This is a genomic window from Nocardia acididurans (assembly GCF_016741815.1).
GTDB classification, from domain to species: Bacteria; Actinomycetota; Actinomycetes; order Mycobacteriales; family Mycobacteriaceae; genus Nocardia; species Nocardia acididurans.
The window spans coordinates 69,098-83,993 of sequence record NZ_JAERRJ010000012.1 but is presented as its reverse complement, the minus strand read 5'-3'; the positions used below and the strand labels follow the sequence as shown (position 1 = coordinate 83,993).

The 14,896-nt window shown below is 68.2% G+C and carries 16 protein-coding genes; 8 read left to right on the top strand and 8 right to left on the bottom strand.

The genetic code is table 11. The features are described from left to right. Positions 1-37: 37 nt before the first annotated feature. On the bottom strand, positions 38-673 hold the full coding sequence (locus JK358_RS29015) for a PadR family transcriptional regulator (protein ID WP_201953867.1): 636 nt from the start codon (positions 671-673) through the stop codon (positions 38-40). Between the two features lie 37 nt (positions 674-710). Beyond that, positions 711-1,550, bottom strand: coding sequence for an IclR family transcriptional regulator (locus JK358_RS29010; protein ID WP_307817791.1), 840 nt, complete (start codon positions 1,548-1,550; stop codon positions 711-713). A gap of 243 nt (positions 1,551-1,793) precedes the next feature. Here JK358_RS29010 and JK358_RS29005 point away from each other — a divergent pair, with 243 nt between their 5' ends. The 7 genes from JK358_RS29005 (at position 1,794) to JK358_RS28975 (ending at position 8,141) form a co-directional block, all read left to right on the top strand. Further along, entirely contained in the window at positions 1,794-2,297 is a 504-nt protein-coding gene (locus tag JK358_RS29005) for a flavin reductase family protein (protein ID WP_307817790.1), read from the top strand. Positions 2,298-2,382: 85 nt separating this feature from the next. Next, on the top strand, positions 2,383-3,534 hold the full coding sequence (locus JK358_RS29000) for a 3-ketosteroid-9-alpha-monooxygenase, oxygenase component (RefSeq protein ID WP_201953863.1): 1,152 nt from the start codon (positions 2,383-2,385) through the stop codon (positions 3,532-3,534). An 11-nt stretch (positions 3,535-3,545) separates the two neighbouring features. Then, on the top strand, positions 3,546-3,791 hold the full coding sequence (locus JK358_RS28995) for a hypothetical protein (protein WP_201953860.1): 246 nt from the start codon (positions 3,546-3,548) through the stop codon (positions 3,789-3,791). A gap of 18 nt (positions 3,792-3,809) precedes the next feature. Continuing rightward, a complete protein-coding gene (locus tag JK358_RS28990; RefSeq protein ID WP_201953856.1) occupies positions 3,810-4,880 on the top strand; it encodes a ferredoxin--NADP reductase in 1,071 nt (356 codons plus the stop codon). Positions 4,881-4,898: 18 nt separating this feature from the next. Beyond that, a complete protein-coding gene (locus tag JK358_RS28985) occupies positions 4,899-5,777 on the top strand; it encodes a VOC family protein (protein ID WP_201953852.1) in 879 nt (292 codons plus the stop codon). A 128-nt stretch (positions 5,778-5,905) separates the two neighbouring features. Beyond that, entirely contained in the window at positions 5,906-7,108 is a 1,203-nt protein-coding gene (locus JK358_RS28980) for an LLM class flavin-dependent oxidoreductase (RefSeq protein WP_201953850.1), read from the top strand. 1 nt (position 7,109) lies between these two features. Further along, complete coding sequence (locus JK358_RS28975) at positions 7,110-8,141, top strand: zinc-binding dehydrogenase (RefSeq protein WP_201953846.1); 1,032 nt, start codon at positions 7,110-7,112, stop codon at positions 8,139-8,141. A 223-nt stretch (positions 8,142-8,364) separates the two neighbouring features. On the opposite strand, the gene JK358_RS28970 is transcribed toward JK358_RS28975, so the two are convergent. Continuing rightward, positions 8,365-10,071: a nitroreductase family deazaflavin-dependent oxidoreductase gene (locus JK358_RS28970; protein WP_201953843.1), complete on the bottom strand. Its 1,707-nt coding sequence runs from the start codon at positions 10,069-10,071 to the stop codon at positions 8,365-8,367. 118 nt (positions 10,072-10,189) lie between these two features. On the opposite strand from JK358_RS28970, the gene JK358_RS28965 reads away from it, so the two are divergent. Further along, positions 10,190-10,771 (top strand): TetR/AcrR family transcriptional regulator, encoded by a 582-nt coding sequence (locus tag JK358_RS28965; RefSeq protein WP_201953840.1) that lies wholly within the window; start codon positions 10,190-10,192, stop codon positions 10,769-10,771. A 1-nt stretch (position 10,772) separates the two neighbouring features. Here the strand turns inward: JK358_RS28965 and JK358_RS28960 are convergent, their stop codons facing one another. From JK358_RS28960 to JK358_RS28940, 5 genes are all read right to left on the bottom strand, one after another. Beyond that, positions 10,773-11,633 (bottom strand): ribokinase, encoded by an 861-nt coding sequence (locus tag JK358_RS28960; protein WP_201953837.1) that lies wholly within the window; start codon positions 11,631-11,633, stop codon positions 10,773-10,775. Between the two features lie 97 nt (positions 11,634-11,730). Continuing rightward, positions 11,731-12,081, bottom strand: a complete 351-nt coding sequence (locus JK358_RS28955; protein ID WP_201953833.1) for a GNAT family N-acetyltransferase — start codon at positions 12,079-12,081, stop codon at positions 11,731-11,733. Positions 12,082-12,121: 40 nt separating this feature from the next. Further along, complete coding sequence (locus JK358_RS28950; RefSeq protein ID WP_201953830.1) at positions 12,122-12,673, bottom strand: YceI family protein; 552 nt, start codon at positions 12,671-12,673, stop codon at positions 12,122-12,124. A 105-nt stretch (positions 12,674-12,778) separates the two neighbouring features. Continuing rightward, entirely contained in the window at positions 12,779-13,237 is a 459-nt protein-coding gene (locus JK358_RS28945) for a MarR family winged helix-turn-helix transcriptional regulator (protein WP_307817788.1), read from the bottom strand. 85 nt (positions 13,238-13,322) lie between these two features. Beyond that, a complete protein-coding gene (locus JK358_RS28940) occupies positions 13,323-14,837 on the bottom strand; it encodes an MFS transporter (RefSeq protein ID WP_201953824.1) in 1,515 nt (504 codons plus the stop codon). Between the last annotated feature and the right edge of the window lie 59 nt (positions 14,838-14,896).

Here is a 14,896-nt window from a genome sequence, read left to right as displayed (position 1 = left end):
GTCACGCCCGAGGGCCGCCGAGAATAACCGTGCCCGTTCAGCGGGAATCTTCGGAAATCTGCTTTCCCGCACCTTTTCGGCGGCTACGCTTTCTCGCCAATTTGTCCAGGTCGGTCAGCAAGTCCTCGGCGAATTCCTTTTCCGCCTCGTAATGCTTGACGCACCAGCGCAATACGGCACTCGGATACGCCCAGTCCGGGTTCGCGTCCGCGCCGTCGGCGTCGGCCTGCGCACGGCGGCGCATGGTTTCCGCGTAATCGATGTGCTGGGTGAGGATTTCGCGCATGCGGTCGGGTTGGGCCAGGTGGCCGAGCCAAGCCCGCAGCATCACACTGTGTTTCAGGACCGGCGCTTCGACCGGGGAATGGTTCACCCAGTAGGACGCGGCCTCGCGCCCGGACTCGGTGATGGCGTACATACGTTTTCCACGCATGCCGTCCTCGGACACCACGGTGCGCGAGGTCGCGAAGCCGTGTTTCTCCAGTCGTTTGAGTTCGGCGTAGATCTGGGAGAACGACGGACTCCAATAGAAGAACTGCAGACTCCAGTCGGCCCATTTCTTCAGGTCGTAACCGGAGAGTTCCTCTGCGTGCGAGAGCATTCCGAGTACCGCCCACGCCGTGGTGGGCAGCTCCGGAATGCTCTCGTGCTCATCGGCGTGAGCATCGATCATGCTTGAACTGTATCGCCCCCGCACCTGTGCTCTCCGCTCAACGCCAGTGCGCGCGGCGCGGGAACAGGGTGCGGCCGGCCTCGTGCGCCACCTCGAGCACGACGCGGGCCAGCCGGTCGAAGCTCATGCCGTCGGCACGACCCGACAGCGACAGGGCAGCCGGAGCGGTGCCGCGACCACGGAGCGGCGCTGCGACACAGGCGATTCCGGCCACGGCCTCCTCGCGGTCGATGGCCACGCCCTGGCGCAGGCGGATCTGCTGGAGTTCGCGGCTCAGCGCCTCGGGCTCGCAGATGGTGCGCGGGGTCAGGCGCGGCAGCCGGGTGCGCAGCGCGGCCTCGGCGATATTGGGCTCCAGACAGGCGAGCATCGCCTTGCCGACACCCGTTGCGTGCGCGGGCATCCGGCCGCCCAGGCGGGTCGGCAGGCTCGCGGCGAAGCGACCGCCGGCCTTGTCCAGGTAGACCACATCGCGGCCGTCCAGCACCGCCAGGTGACCGACCATGCCGGTGCGCTGGCTCAACTCGTGCAGCAGCGGGCTCACGGCATCGCGAATCTCGTTGTGGTCGGCGGTGAGTCCGCCCAATTCGAGGGCCCGCATGCCCAGGCGGTAGCCGCCGGAGGTGTGCGCCAGCCAGCGCAGCTTGATCATCTGATCGAGGATCCGGTGCACGGTGGACCGCGGCAGCCCGGTGCGCTCGACCAGACCGAGCAGCGTGAGGGTGGGGGTGGAGGCGTCGAAGGCGTCCAGGATGAGCGTCATGCGCTCGATCATCGAGACCGGGACTTCGGCGCTGGGGTTACGAGATTGGTTGGCGCGCATGGGGTTGTGAGCGATGCTTCGTGCTTCTGCCGGGGGCATCAGGGTGACGGACATATGTACCTCCATTGGCAGATATCCAGTCTAGGAGTATTCCGATTAGGCATGTGCCGGTTTCGGACCTTGTGCTACCCATCACAGTGCCCTGGACCACATACGGGGAAATCGGGAGAACTACGTAGATTTTCGCCCGCTGTACGGATTCCTGTCTCGGTGACCGAACCACGGTGTTGACGCTTCCTGGCGCTGACCTGCTGTCATGACTGGCAGCTATATTTCGAACCGAAATAAGGAGGCGCTGTGGAACCGGTGCTGGTGCAGGCCCCGGCGATCGACGCGACCGCATTCAAGACCGTGCTCGGGCGCTTCGCCTCGGGGGTCACGGTGATCACCGCACTGGACGGGGGCGAGCCCGTCGGGTTCGCGTGCCAGTCCTTCGCGTCGCTGTCCATCGAACCGCCGCTGGTGAGCTTCTTCCCCGCCCGGACCTCGAGCACCTGGCCGCGGATCCGCGCGGCCGGCAAGTTCTGCGTGAACATTCTGGCCGACCATCAGACCGAGATCTGCCGTCAGCTCGGACGGCCCGGCGCGGACAAGTTCTCCGGCGTCGAATGGACGCCGTCGGCCAATGGCTCGCCGCTGCTCGCGGGGGCCGTGGCCTCGATCGACTGCGAACTCCACGACGAGGTCGACGGCGGCGACCACACCATCGTCATCGGCCGCGTCACCGGCCTGAACGAGCACTCCGAGGCGAATCCGCTGCTGTTCTACCGCGCGGCCTTCGGACGTCTCGCACACCAGTAGCAACCTCCCGGCCAGTGGGACAGCAATTGTCATCGGCGTCACATCGGCCGCAACCATCGAAGCAAGGCAAGGGAGAGGAATTCACATGACCACCACGGACGGTGAGGTGCGAGTCATCGATGCGGGCGCACCGCCCACACGATTCGCGCGCGGCTGGCACTGCCTCGGCCTGGCCGACTCCTTCCGGGACGGAAAACCGCACAGCGTCAAGGCTTTCGGCACCGAACTCGTGGTGTTCGCCGCCGAGGACGGCACCCTCAACGTGCTCAACGGCTTCTGCCCGCATATGGGCGGCAACCTCGCCGACGGCACCGTCAAGGGCGACTCCATCGCCTGCCCGTTCCACGACTGGCGCTGGAACGGCAAGGGCAAGTGCACGGGCATCCCGTACGCGCGGCGCGTGCCTCCGCTGGCGCGCACCAAGGCGTGGCCGACCATGGTGGAGAACAAGCAGCTGTTCGTGTGGAACGACCCCGAGGGCAAGCAGCCGCCCGCCGAGGTCGCCATCCCGCGCATCGACGCCGCCTTCGACGACGAGTGGACCGACTGGACCTGGAACACCATGATCGTCGACGCCAACTGCCGCGAGGTGGTCGACAACGTGGTGGACATGGCGCACTTCTTCTACGTGCACTACGGCTTCCCGACCTTCTTCAAGAACGTCTTCGAGGGGCACACCGCCAGCCAGTACATGACCTCGGTATCCCGCGAGGACATGATGGGCGAGACCGCGAAAGCCTTGGGCGGCAAGAACGTTCTCACCTCCGAGGCGTCCTACTACGGCCCCTCCTACATGATCGACTACCTGAAGTCGGAGTCCCCGGGGCTGACGGTGGAGGGCTACCTCATCAACTGCCACTACCCGATCAACGAGCACCAGTTCGTCCTCCAGTACGGCGCGATCGCCCGCAAACCCGAAGGCCAGACCGCCGAGCGGGCCGCCGAGATCGCCAACGCGTTCGTCAACGGCCTCGGCAAGGGTTTCGAGCAGGACGCCGCCATCTGGAAGCGCAAGTCCCGCATCAACAATCCGCTGCTCTGCGAGGAGGACGGCCCGGTCTACCAGCTGCGCCGCTGGTACGAGCAGTTCTACACGGATGCTGCGCAGGTGACCGAGGAGATGACCACCCGCTTCGAATTCGAGGTGGACACCACCCGTGCCGTCCAGGCCTGGGAACAGGAAGTGGCCGACAACCTCGCCAAGCGCGCCGAAGCCGGCGCGGCCGCCGCCCACTGAAAGCAGCTGCCATGGAAAAGGTTTCGTGCCGGTCCTGCGGGACCTGCGTGCTGGCCGAGAAATTCAGCCCCCAGCACACCAGCGTGCAGTGGAACCCCACCGCCCTCGCGGCCTGCACGGAGCTCTCCGCCCACGGCCTGCGCGCCCACACCTGCGCCGCCCTCCGCGCCAGCATCGAAGCAGCGGTGGCCTCGGGCGAATTGCCGGTCAGCACCCGCGATGTCGATGTGCGCACCCGCGGCCGGACCGTGGTCTAGAAGATTGGTGAAGAACGGATGACGGTGACAGACATCGAACCGGATGTCGCGGAGTTGACCACCGGCGCAATCGCGTCGGTGCGAATCGTGCGTGTCGTGCGCGAGACCGAGGACGCGGTGTCGCTCGAGCTCGCACCGGACGCCGCCCACGCGGATCGGTTCGGGTACAAGCCGGGGCAGTTCCTCACGTTGCGGATTCCGAGCGAGCTGACCGGGTCGGTGAGCCGGTGCTACTCGCTGTCGAGCGCACCGCACGAGGACGGGCCGTTGAAGGTCACCGTCAAACGGACCGTCGACGGGTACGGGTCGAACTGGTTGTGCGACAACGCCGTCGAAGGAATGGCGATGGATGTGCTGCCGCCGTCGGGGATCTTCACACCGGGGTCGCTGGATACCGATCTGCTGCTGTTCGGCGGTGGCAGCGGGATCACGCCGGTGCTGTCGATCCTGAAGGCCGTGCTGGCCGAGGGCAGTGGGCACGTGACGCTGATCTATGCCAATCAGCACGAGAATTCGGTGATCTTCGCCGGGGAGCTTGCGGAACTCGCTGCGGCGCATCCGGATCGGCTGGTGGTGCTGCACTGGTTGCAGTCGGTGCAGGGGCTGCCCACCGTGGAACAGCTCGCGGCGCTGGCGAAGCCGTGGGCAACCCGCGAGGTGTTCGTGTGCGGGCCGGGGCTGTTCATGGACGCCGTCGGGGCCGCCATGACCGCACTGGGCGCGGATCGCAAGCGCGTGCATATGGAGAAGTTCGTCTCCCTGTCCGGCAATCCGTTCGAGACCGAGACCGTTGTGGTCGATGACGAGTCGGGGGACAACGCCACGGTGCGGGTCGCCATCGACGGCGAGGACCACGAACTCACCTGGCCCACACAGCAGGTGCTGCTGGATGTGCTGCTGGCCAAGGGCATCCAAGCGCCCTACTCCTGCCGGGAGGGCGCGTGCAGCGCCTGCGTCTGCCGCGTGGTCTCCGGCGAGGTGTCCATGCGGCGCAATGAAGTGCTCGAAGACGAAGACCTGGCCGACGGCTATGTGCTGGCCTGCCAGGCGATTCCGGTGACCGACGACGTCGCCGTCACCTACGACTGAGATCTGAGGAGTTAGACCATGGCTTCCTTCGCCTCCCTCGGCTATGTCCGCGCCCGGATCGCCGACGTCGACGCCTGGCGCACATTCGCCTTCGACACCATCGGTTTCGCCGAAGGCTCCGGCCCGAACGCCGAGTCGATCTACCTGCGCGTCGACGAGCACACCTACCGTCTCGAATTGGTCCCCGGCGAGCGCGACGAGGTCATCGCCGTCGGCTGGCAGGTCGCCGACCGGCGCTCGCTGGAGCTGGTGCGCGAAACCCTGGAGAAGGCCGGAATCGGCGTCAGCACACTGTCTCTCGCCGAGGCCGCCAACCGGCACGTGGAGGAGGCGATCAGCTTCGTCGACCCCTCCGGTTTCACCATCGAGGTGTTCCACGGCCCGCTGCTCGACCACACCCCGGTGGTCGGCAAGTTCGGAAACCGGTTCGTGACCGGCGATCTCGGCCTCGGCCATGTGGTGCTGCCGGTCCGCGACATCGAAGAGGCGCGCCGGTTCTACACCGAGGTCCTGGGTTTCGCCTCCCGCGGCTCCTTCCGGGTCGGCCCGCCCGAGCATCCGATCTGGATCCGCTTCATGGGCGTGAACCCCCGCCATCACAGCCTGGCGCTCATCCCCGGCAGCCGCCCCGACGGCCCCGGCATCGTGCACATCATGGTCGAGGTGGACGCGCTCGATGATGTCGGCCGCGCCCTGGACCGCGTCAACAAGGCGGGCTACCACCTGTCCTCGACCCTGGGCCGCCACACCAACGACAAGATGATCTCCTTCTACGTCCGCACGCCGGGCGGCTGGGATCTCGAATTCGGTTGCGAGGGAATGCTCGTCGGCGACGACTACGTCGCCGAGGAGATGACCGCCGACAGCTACTGGGGCCACGAGTGGGCCCGCGGCTGATCTGAACCCGGCCCGCCGTCCGCGTCACGCGGCGGCGGGTCTTCGGCGCTCTCCGGTCGCAGCCCCCGGCCGGTCCGCGTCGCGCCGTTCGGAGCACAACTGAATAATCCGCAAAGGAGCGTCGAAAATTGAATCAGCCCACCGTCTCCGGTCCCACCCGGTTCGGATTCTTCATCGCGCCGTATCACCCGCTCACCGGCAACCCCACCCTGCAGATCCAGCGCGATCTGCAACTCGTGGAACTGGCCGATGAACTCGGCTACGCCGAAGCCTGGGTCGGCGAACATCATTCCGCCGGAATGGAAATCATCGCCTCGCCCGAGGTTTTCCTGGCCGCCGCGGCCGAGCGCACCCGGCAGATCCGCCTGGGCACCGGCGTGAATTCGCTGCCCTACCATCAGCCGATGATGCTGGCCGACCGCATCTGCCTGCTCGACCACCTCACCAAGGGCCGCGTCATGATGGGCATCGGCCCCGGTCAGCTGGCCTCCGACGCCTCCATGATGGGCGTGCCGCAGCCCCGGCAACGCGACATGATGCACGAGTCCATGGACGTGCTCACCCGGCTGTTCCGCGGCGAGCAGGTCACCGCCAAGACGGATTGGTTCGAGCTCAACGAAGCCCGGCTGCAACTGCTGCCGTACCAGCGGAACCTGGAAATGGCTGTCGCCTCGACGATTTCGCCGTCGGGCGCGGTGCTGGCTGGGCGCCACGGTGCGGGCCTGCTGTCGCTGGCTGCCTCCGACCCCAGCGGCTACGACGCGCTTCTGCCCAACTGGAAGATCTACGAGAAGACCATGGGCGACAACGGGTTCACCGTCGATCGCGCCACATGGCGGCTGGTCGCGCCCATGCACATCGCCGAGACCCGCGAGCAGGCCCGCCGCGAAGCCGAATGGGGCATCGGTCATCTCGTCGACTACATCAAGCGCCTCAGCGGCATGGACGTGCCGTGGGGCGACACCGCCGCCGAGGCCGTCGACCAGTGGGTCGGCCCCGGCTTCCCCGCCTTCGGCCGCGCCACCATCGGCACCCCCGACGACGCCATCGCCACCATCGAGGCCCTCGCCGAGCAGTCCGGTGGCTTCGGCACCTTCCTGGTGCTCGCGCTCAATGTCGCCGACCCGGAGGCCACTCGGCGTTCGGTGAAACTGTTCGCCGAACACGTGATCCCGCACTTCACGGGCGCGAACCGGAATCGCGTCGCCTCCCTGGACTGGGCCAACGCCAACAGCGAACGTCTCATGTCCGGGATGCGCGCGGGCGTCGAGGCCGCCTTCGAACGGCACGCCCAGGCCCTGCAGGCCGCACTAACCGTGGAAGGGAACTGATATGCGCGCGGTAGTCATGCGCAACCGGAAGCTCGTCGTCGACGAGGTTCCCGAACCCGTACCCGGGCCGGGCCAGGTCCTGGTCGAAACCATCGCCTGCGGCATCTGCGGCTCGGATAAGCAGGCCCTGGACTACACCGACGAATTCCTGCAGGCGTCACGGGATTCCGGCATCCCGACCTTCCTGTTCGACCCGCACCGCGACATGGTGATGGGGCACGAACTGTCCGCCCGTGTCATCGGCGCGGGCCCCGACACCCCGTTCACCGAGGGGCAGAACGTCGTAGCCCTGCCCTGGGCGCTGGATTCGGCGGGCGGCATCCACGGCGTCGGCTACTCCAACGAGTTCCCGGGTGGCTACGGCGAGCGAATGGTGTTGCAGGCCATGGCCCTCGAACCCATCCCGGACCACGTGCCCCCGCATGTCGCCGCCATGACCGAGCCCCTCGCCGTCGGCTTCGGCAACGTAGCGCGCACCGGCATCGGCCCGGAGGGCACCGGCATCGTGATCGGCTGCGGCCCGGTCGGATTGGGTGCGGTCGCCGCTCTGGTGGAACGCGGCGTCGCTCCCATCGTCGCCTCGGATCCGTCCAAGCTGCGCCGGGAAGCCGCCCTGCGCCTGGGCGCACACCGCGTGGTGGACCCGAATGCCGAAGACCCGGTGGAGGTTTGGCAGGAACTGGCCGCACCGGGCCAGAAACTGCACGTGTGGGTGTGCGCCTCGGTCCCCGGCCTGCTCAACGACCTCATGTACAAGGTCCCCCGGGAAACCGCCATCCTGCAGATCGGCGCGGTCATGACCGACGACGTCATCCGCCCCATCGTCGGCATCTACAAGGACATCTCGCTGCAGATGTGCATGGTGTACCCGCACGAGGAATACGCGAAGACGCTGCAGCGCATCGCCGACGGCACCATCGACGCGGCCTCGCTCATCACCGACCAGGTCGGCCTGGACGGCGTCGCGGGGGCCATCGACTCCCTGCGCAACCCGGACGATCACATCCAGATCATCGTCCGCCCCAACCTGTAGGCGCCGCAGCACGACCGGCGGCCGGAGAGTGGGCGCTCACCGGCCGCCGACCGCGTGCCGCCCCCGGGCCGGCGTGGTGCGGATGTCGACTGGCGACCACGCCGGTGGGGACGCGGGCAAGGGGCGGCCGGAGCAGGCAGGGTCCGGTGCGCCGCGGTCGTGCGGCGGAACCGGCGGGCCACTCTTCCCGCCGATCCCGCCGACCGCCCACCCCTGTGCGGATCTACTTGCCGTCGAAGACGATTCGGACGGTGACGGGTGCGGTGCCCAGGGCGGCGAAGGCGCGGGGCATGAACGGGGCGAGCAGGGGGGTGGGGGCGAAGGTGCGGGCGCGGGCGTCCACGTCGTCGTCGGGGAGGAAGGTGGCGGTGCCGGTGCGCCAGCGATCACCCTGGCGGACACGGATTTCCGGGTTCGCGGACAGGTTGGAACCCCAGCCGGAGCGGGTGCCGTGCTGGCAGATCACCCAGGCGGCATCCTTTTCGAAGAGCACCGAGACCGGCACGCGGCGGGGCTGACCCGTTTTGCGGCCGATGGTTTCGATCTCGGTGGCGAGGGTGGTGCGGATGCCGATCGCGCTCAGCGCGCGCACGGTGGGATTCGCGAAGTAGCGGCCGACGGCGCGCTCGCGGCGGAACTTGGTGGCCGTTTTGTCGTTGTCTGCGGCGGCACCCGACGAGCTGCCGCGCTTGCTCCGGAAGGCGTCGACACCGTGGTGGCGCAGCATGGTCGCCGCGGTGCGCCAGGGGGAGCGGGCCGGATCCGGATCCTTGCCCGCGCCCAGCAGATGCAGCTGATCGGTATGCCACTGGAGGTCGAGCGCGCCGTCGAATGCCTTGAGGCCGCGATTGCCGGCCAGCTGCTGCGGCAGGTTCAGCGAAATAGCGGGCGGGCGCAGCACATCCGTGCGCGCACCGAGCAGATCGGATGCGGCGGTGGGGAATACGGCGGCCGGACGGCCCAGGCCCACGATGTCACAGGTCGCGGTCGACACCGCCTCGGACATGGCCGAATGCGAACGGAATCCGCCCGTGACCGCGATCGGCACCGCGCCGGCGGCCTGCCGCGCCTGCTCGGCGTAGTCGAGGAAGTACGCCTCGCGGGCCTTCGTGCTCGCCGATTTCTGCTGCGGGCGGCCCATCATGGCCGGGGATTCGTAACTGCCGCCGCTGATTTCGATGAGGTCCAGGCCCTCGGCCGACAATTCCGCGATGACGTCGCGCGATTCGTCCTCGGTGAATCCGCCGCGCTGGAAGTCCGCCGAATTCAGCTTGATGCCCACCCCGAAACCGGCGCTCACCGACGCGCGGATGCTGCGGGCCACCTCGACCACGAACTGCCTGCGCCGCACGGCATCTCCGCCCCAGGCGTCGGTGCGCTGATTCGACAGCGGGGACAGGAACTGCGACACCAGATAGCCGTGCGCGCCGTGAATCTGCACGCCGTCGAATCCGGCTGCCTCGGCCACCCGGGCGGCCGTGCCGAAACGCCGGATGATGTCGAGGATTTCGTCCTCGGTGAGTTCGCGCGGTGCGGGGATGCCCGGAATGCCGACGGCGATGGCCGACGGGCCTACCGCACGATTGCGGGTGACGATCGGATTCGCCTGCCGCCCGGGATGATTCAGCTGCACCCATACCTTGGCCCCGCCGTCCTTGGCGGCCTTGGCCCAGCGGGTCAGCACCGGCAGGTCGCGCTCGTCCTCCATGGCGACATTGCCGGGCTCGCCGCAGTGCCGTCGATCCACCATCACGTTGCCGGTGACGATGAGGCCGTAGCCGCCCTCGCTCCAGCGTGAGTAGAGCCGCACCAGGCGTTCGTCGGGGGCGTTGGCGTCGGTGGCGAGACCCTCGCTCAGGGCCGACTTCATAATCCGATTGGGTAGTACCTGGCCGCTGGCCAGTGGGAGGGGATCGTGGAGGGTCGGCATGGCTGGGCCTCGATTCGTCGGCGAAGAGGTCTGGCGGCAGTCTACACTCGGAGGTAGACCAATCGGTATATCCGGAACGGTAGTACACCGATCGGTGTACTGCAAGGAAGGGGAGTTCATGGGAGCCAGAGACCGGCTCATCGACAGCGCGATCGCACTCATGCGCTGCAAGGGCATCGCCGGCACCGGCATCGCCCAGTTGCTCGAGCACAGTGGCATCTCCCGCCGCTCGGTCTACCTGAACTTCCCCGGCGGTAAATCCGAACTCGTCGCCGAGGCCACCCGCACCGCGGGGAGCGCGTCCAGTGCCCTCATGCGCGCGGTCACTGCGGACCAGGATCTGGCCACCGTCATCGCGGCCTTCCCCGTCATGTGGCGCGACACCCTCGTCACCAGCGATTTCACCGCCGGATGCCCGATCGTCGCCGCCGCGCTCGGGCGCTCCGAATCCCGGGAGGCCGCCGACGCGGCGGGGGAGATCTTCACCGAGTGGGAGGAGATCCTCACCGATCGCCTGCTCGCCGAGAACGTCGATCTCGACACCGCGAAAATCCTGGCCACCACGATCATCGCCACGGTGGAGGGCGCGGTCGTCATGTCGCTGGCGTCGCGTACCACCACGCCGCTGGAGCGGGCGGGTAAGCAGATGTCGGAGCTGGTGGCCCTCTACACCGGCAAGAAGTCCACGCCCGCCGCCTGATTCACCGCCGCCCCAGCGCGGCTTCGATCTCCGTCAGCGTCGGAATCGACGCGCTGGCCCCGAGTTTCGTGGTCGCGAGCGCCCCCGCCGTGCAGGCCCAGGCCAGTGCGGCCTCGGGGCCCTCGTGCCAATGGGCGGCGAGCGCTCCAGTGAATGTGTCTCCCGCGCCGGTGGTGTCGACGACCTCGACGCGAACCCCCGGGTGGGAGAGGGTGATTCCCTCGGGACCGCGATAGGCCGCACCCGCCGCGCCCAGGGTGGTGACCACATGCGGGATCGGGTCCAGCGCGGAACCGATGCGCGCGGCCTCGCCCTCGTTGACGATCACGATATCGACGGCTGCCCAGAACTCCGCCGGAAGTTCCTGTACCGGAGAAGGATTCAGCACCACCGTGGTCCCGTTCGCCCGCGCGTGCCGCATGGCGTCCAGCACGGTCGGCAGGGGGATCTCCAACTGGCACAGCAGTACGTCGGCCCCGGCCACGAGGTCGAGATCGGCCGCCGTCAGCTCCGTCATCCGCGAATTCGCGCCGCCCACAACGATGATGGTGTTCTCTCCGGCGGCGTCCACCACGATGGCGGCGATCCCGCTCGGGCCGGGCGCCGCACGCAGTCGCGAAACCCCCACCCCCGCATCGTGCAGTACCCGGCGCAGCTCCCCGGCGAACACGTCATCGCCTACGGCTCCGGCGAATTCGACCTCCGCGCCCGCTTTCCGCGCGGCGATCGCCTGATTCGAGCCCTTACCGCCGGGCACCAGTGCGAAATCGTCTCCGGCCACGGTCTCGCCGGGTTCGGGTCGGCGGCCGACCGTCGTCACCAGATCCATATTGATACTGCCCACCACGACGATTCGCGCCATTCCGGCAACGCTAGCCGCCCGCCGCCGCCCCGGCATACGACTCGCCGCGGCGAGCACTGGGCTCCGCCGCGGCGTGAAGTGTCGGTATGCGGTGGTGTCAGCCGGCCACGGCCTCGACCGCTGCCACGGCCTGCGGGGTCACCGGGTCGACCAGATCGTCGAAGTCGTGGTGCTTCTCGACGAAGGCCTTGACGAACGGGCAGATCGGCACGATGCGCAGACCCGCGGCGCGGGTGTCGTCGAGCGCGGCGCGGATCAGGGCCGTACCGAGTCCGTGCCCGCCGAAGCGGTCGTCGATCTCGGTGTGGAAGAAGATCCGCTGCTGGCCGGCGTCCACGTAGGCGGTGAGCCCACCGCGTTCGCCGCCGTAGCTGATCGCGTAGTGCTCGGGCCGGGCGTCGGTGACCCGGGTGACCGCTACCTCGGCCTGGGTGCCGTTGTCGCTCATGACTTCTCGCCTTCGCTCGCCGAATCCGGATTGTGGGTGATCAGCCCTGCTGCTGAACGACCTCGATGCCGAGGTTCAGGGTGATCTTGTCGCCGATGACGGCTCCGCCGTCGGCGAGGGGCATGTCGATGGTGATGCCGAAGTCGCGGCGGTTGATGACGGTGCTGGCCTCGAAGCCGGCGACGGGGCCCTGGCCCATGCCGGGGTTCACGCCCAGGAATTCGACGTCCAGGGTGACCGGCTTGGTGACGCCCGCGATGGAGAATTCGCCGTCGACCTTGAAGTCCTCGCCCTCGACGCGGAAGCCGGTGGACTTGAAGGTGGCCAGCGGGAAGTCCTCGGCGCTGAAGAAGTCCTTGGTGCGCAGGTGGGCATCGCGCTGCGGGTTGTCGGTATTGACCGAGTCCACGCGGATCTCGGCGGTGGCGCTGGCCGAGCCGTCCTCGCCGATGACCAGGCTGCCGGAGAAATCGGTGAAGCGGCCGCGGATCTTGCTGACCATCATGTGCCGCACGGAGAAGCCGAGGGTGGAGTGCACGGTGTCGATGGCCCAGGTGCCGGGGGTCAGGGCGGTGGCGGTGCTCGCGGTCATGGGGTGCTCCTCAGGGGTGTAGTGGATGCGGAAACCAAATTACCATTTTTTGTGGACACGGCAACCAACACGGCCTGCATCTCGAGTATTCCCGGCATTTCCGAATCAATCCGCGCCGGAGTTCGCCTCCTCGGCGGCCAGCGCGAAGGCCTCGGCCGCCCGCGCGAAGTAGTCGAAGAGCACGTCGCGCTGCTCGGGGGCGTAGCCCACGATGATCTCGCCGAGGCGCTTCCGGGCGGGCGCGAGCACCCTGTCGATGTCGGAAGGCTGGTTGACAGGCTCCACGATCACCTTGCGCCGATCGCCGGGATCGGCTGCGCGCCTTACATATCCGGCCTGCTCGAGCCGATCGATGAGCCGGGTGGTGGGGCCGGTGGTGAGCCCGGTCTTCGCGCCCAGCTCGCCCGGTGTCATGGACCCGTTCAACTCCAGGATGTTCAGCGCGTAGAAGTCCGTCGCGCCCAGCCCGACCGCTCGCGCGCCCGCCTGGGCATGCAGCACAACGGAACTCAGGTATCGCCGATAGATCTCACTGGGGTGGGGTCCGGCATCGGGTGCTGACACGGCTCGCCCTTTCCGCATAGTCGATTCCGCAACACAGAGAGATCTTTCAAGAAGAAACATCCTCGAGGCGGGGAATGCCGATGAATCAGGGGTGCTGGTCGGCGGATGCCGTCCGGGTGGGCTCCAGCGGCGGAGCGGCGACCGGGCAGTTCACCCGGCACTGCGGTTCGGCCGCCGGGGGAGCCGTGCGCAGGGCGTCGTCGCGCACGGTGAAGACGGTGAGAACCGCGGCCGCCACCATGAGGACGACACAGCTGAGCACCGCGACGCGGAAGCCGTGCGCGAAATCGGCGGGGTTGGTGTAGGCCGCGCCGGTGAGACCGGCCAGCGGTGGAATCGCCGCCACCGCAAGCAAACCCGCCGCCCGCGCCACCGCATTGTTCACCCCGCTCGCCACGCCCGCGTGCCGCTCGTCGGCGGTGGCCAGCACGGTCGCCGTGAGCGGTGCGACGGCCAGCGTCAAACCCAGTCCGAAAACGATGGCGGCGGGGAGTACCACGCCGATATAGGAGGTGTGCTCGCTGATGCGGGTCATCAGCAGCATGCCGGCCGCGGCCAGCAGCACCCCGGCCGCGATCGGCCGACGCGGCCCGATGCGCTGCGCCAGCGCGCCCGACCGTGCCGAGAACAACAGCATGAGCACCGTCACCGGCAGCATCGCCGTACCCGCCGCGATCGGGCTGAACCCGGCCACCACCTGCAGCGTCAGCACCAGCAGGAAGAACACCACGCTCATCGCCCCGTACATCACGAATGTCACCGCGTTGATGGCCGTGAACTGCTTGGACGCGAACACATCCACCGGCAGCATGGCGCGCGGCTCCTTCGCGCGCCCGGTGCGCCGCCGCTCCACCACCACGAAGGCCACCGCCGCCGCGACCCCGGCGACCGCGCTCGTCACCACCAGCGCGGTGCTCGCGCTCCGTTCCGGTGCCTCGGTCAACGCGTAGGTGACCCCGGCCAGGCACACCGCCGCCAGCACCGCCCCCAGCACATCGAACTTGCCCGTGGCCTCCGGATCAGCGGTCTCCGGCACATGCCGCACCGTCACCGCCAGCACCACCGCCGCCAACGGCAGATTCAACAGGAACACCCACCGCCACCCCGCGAAATCCACCAGCCACCCACCCAGAAACGGTCCGATCGCCCCCGCCACACCACCCAGCCCCGACCAGGCCCCCACCGCCCGCGCCCGATCCTCCGGCACGAACGACGCCTGAATGATCGCCAGCGACCCCGGCGTCAACAGCGCCCCGCCCACCCCCTGCAGGGCCCGCGCCGCGATCAGCATCGAAATATCCTGCGCCGCACCACACAGCGCGGACGCCACCGCGAACCACACCACCCCGATCACGAACACCCGCCGCCGCCCGAACCGATCCCCGAGCGAACCGCCCAGCAGAATCAACCCCGCGAGCGTCAAGGTGTACGCGTTCACCGTCCACTGCAACCCCGCCATGGACGCCCCGAACTCGTCCCCGATCCGCGGCAGCGCCACATTCACGACGGTCGCGTCGAGCATCGCCATCCCCGACCCCAGAACGGTGGCCAGCAGTACCCAACGGCCAGTGGCGGACGACAACCGGATACCCGTGGTCATCCACCCACGGTAATCCGCCCCGCCGACACCCCACCCCGTCCGCATGCGGCGAGCCGCAG

Coding starts and splice junctions, on each gene's coding strand:
- JK358_RS29015 (WP_201953867.1), bottom strand. CDS start 673: ATGATCGATGCTCACGCCGATGAGCACGAGAGCATTCCGGAGCTGCCC.
- JK358_RS28990 (WP_201953856.1), top strand. CDS start 3,810: ATGACGGTGACAGACATCGAACCGGATGTCGCGGAGTTGACCACCGGC.
- JK358_RS28940 (WP_201953824.1), bottom strand. CDS start 14,837: ATGACCACGGGTATCCGGTTGTCGTCCGCCACTGGCCGTTGGGTACTG.
- JK358_RS28985 (WP_201953852.1), top strand. CDS start 4,899: ATGGCTTCCTTCGCCTCCCTCGGCTATGTCCGCGCCCGGATCGCCGAC.
- JK358_RS28965 (WP_201953840.1), top strand. CDS start 10,190: ATGGGAGCCAGAGACCGGCTCATCGACAGCGCGATCGCACTCATGCGC.
- JK358_RS28995 (WP_201953860.1), top strand. CDS start 3,546: ATGGAAAAGGTTTCGTGCCGGTCCTGCGGGACCTGCGTGCTGGCCGAG.
- JK358_RS28950 (WP_201953830.1), bottom strand. CDS start 12,673: ATGACCGCGAGCACCGCCACCGCCCTGACCCCCGGCACCTGGGCCATC.
- JK358_RS28955 (WP_201953833.1), bottom strand. CDS start 12,081: ATGAGCGACAACGGCACCCAGGCCGAGGTAGCGGTCACCCGGGTCACC.
- JK358_RS28960 (WP_201953837.1), bottom strand. CDS start 11,633: ATGGCGCGAATCGTCGTGGTGGGCAGTATCAATATGGATCTGGTGACG.
- JK358_RS29010 (WP_307817791.1), bottom strand. CDS start 1,550: ATGTCCGTCACCCTGATGCCCCCGGCAGAAGCACGAAGCATCGCTCAC.
- JK358_RS28975 (WP_201953846.1), top strand. CDS start 7,110: ATGCGCGCGGTAGTCATGCGCAACCGGAAGCTCGTCGTCGACGAGGTT.
- JK358_RS29000 (WP_201953863.1), top strand. CDS start 2,383: ATGACCACCACGGACGGTGAGGTGCGAGTCATCGATGCGGGCGCACCG.
- JK358_RS28970 (WP_201953843.1), bottom strand. CDS start 10,071: ATGCCGACCCTCCACGATCCCCTCCCACTGGCCAGCGGCCAGGTACTA.